The organism is Deltaproteobacteria bacterium, from assembly GCA_009929795.1.
In the GTDB taxonomy this organism is placed as follows: Bacteria; Desulfobacterota; Desulfovibrionia; order Desulfovibrionales; family Desulfomicrobiaceae; genus RZZR01.
Genome location: RZZR01000331.1, coordinates 1 through 1,644 on the forward strand (window position 1 = coordinate 1; position 1,644 = coordinate 1,644).

Annotated in this window: 2 protein-coding genes; both read right to left on the reverse strand. The window is 60.5% G+C overall.

Annotation, left to right across the window (positions count from 1 at the left end; translation table 11 throughout):
* Window positions 1-849, reverse strand: an 849-nt coding sequence (locus EOM25_14740) for an alpha/beta hydrolase (protein ID NCC26434.1), incomplete at its 3' end; no start/stop codon positions are given.
* Between the two features lie 137 nt (window positions 850-986).
* Window positions 987-1,644 (reverse strand): alpha/beta hydrolase (locus EOM25_14745; protein ID NCC26435.1); only part of this gene is annotated, 658 nt, incomplete at its 5' end.

Here is a 1,644-nt window from a genome sequence, read left to right on the forward strand (position 1 = left end):
CAGGGCCGCGGGCATGGTGGCGAACAGGGCGTGGGCGTCGACCACGGCCGAGTTCATGGCCACGGCCTTGATGCGGGGATCATGCATGGCCGCCTGGGGTACGAAGAGCCCTCCTCCGCTGAATCCATAGGCGGCCAATCCATCGGGATCGACGTCCGGCCTCGAGACGAGGGAGTCGACCACGGCCTTCATGGCCACGTTGGTGTCGGTGCGGAAGACCATGCCCTGAAGCGGAAGCATACCCTGACCGGGCAGGTCCACGGTGGCGAAGTTGTACCCCCGGGCGTGAGCCTGGGGGGCGATGTAGAAGAAAAGATCCTCGGCAAAGGTCTCGCCGCCGCCGATCATGAGCAGGGTCCTGGCCGGCTTTGCTCCCGGAGTCGCTTTCCAGAAATATCCCGGAAGAACCTTTCCCTCGAAGGGAATCTCGAATGATTCGATCGGCGGATCAAAAAGGGCGCCGGCCTTTTTGAACAATTGCCGAACCTTGGCTCCCCGTACTTCAAAGGCCGGATTGTCCGGCAGCATGGAAATCAGGGAGATGCGGTAGTAGTTGGCGGCCCGCAGGAGCTGGTCCCTGGCGCTGATTCTGTGCCCGGCGGCCAGGGACTGTTCGCCGCGGGCCTCGGCCCGCCGGGCCAAGTCGAACCATTCCCTCTGCCAACTGGCGGCATCGCCGTCCTCAATATGGGACGCCGCGTAAAAGGCCTCGCCGATCTCCACCCCGCCGTTCACCGCCGAACCAAGGACCAGATTGCCGAAATGGAAATCCATATCCCCGTCCTGGAAAAAATAATTGAAGGCTGTGGCATGCATGTCGGACACCTCGAGCGGTTGTTCCGAGGCCATGGCGATTCCGGCCCACGCCTGAAAAAGGACTGCCGTCAGAAGACAGCCCAGACCTTTTGCCGTATGAATTGCCGCGATGCTCATTGTCGATACTCCCTTGGATGGTTGAGAATTTTTGCCGGGTGTTCTGCCGGACATCATGGCTTGGCCCGTTCGTCCAGCCAGTTCAGGATGCGCTCGCTGGAAACCACCGGCGCCCCCAGTTGGCAATGAAATTGGCCGCCCTGGGAGTCGTCGAATTCCAGGTAGGTCTTTTCGGTTTTCAGGGCATTGAACACCTTTTTGGCTTGGGCATTGGACCCGGCGACCTGGTCCTCGCTGGAATTGACCACGAGAATTTCGGTCCGAATATCGCCGATAACATCGGTCAGGGTGTATTTCTGCAGTTTTCGGAACAGATCGCAGGGAGTCTTGGCCTGAAAGGTCCAGAGCATCTGAGTGATGAACTGATGCACATCCGGGCGCTCATCCATCTCCCGAAGGACCAGGGCGTCAACGTCAGCCCCGCAGTCCCCCGACTCCACGGCCTGAGCCACCTCGTCCGGGAATTTGGTCATGGTCCCGTCGAACACGCTGAACACCCCGCCATCCACGATCCCCCAGCGGATTCTCTTTTCAAAGGCCAAGGCCCGCGGAACCAGATATCCGCCCATGGAATAGCCCAGGATGGCAATGCGCTCCTGGTCCACGTCCGGGCGGGTCAGGGCATAGTCGACCACCGGGGTGACCACCTTTTCCCAGTCATGCCGAAAGGGCAGTTTCTGGAGGCTGATCATTTCGCCCTGGCCCGGTCCT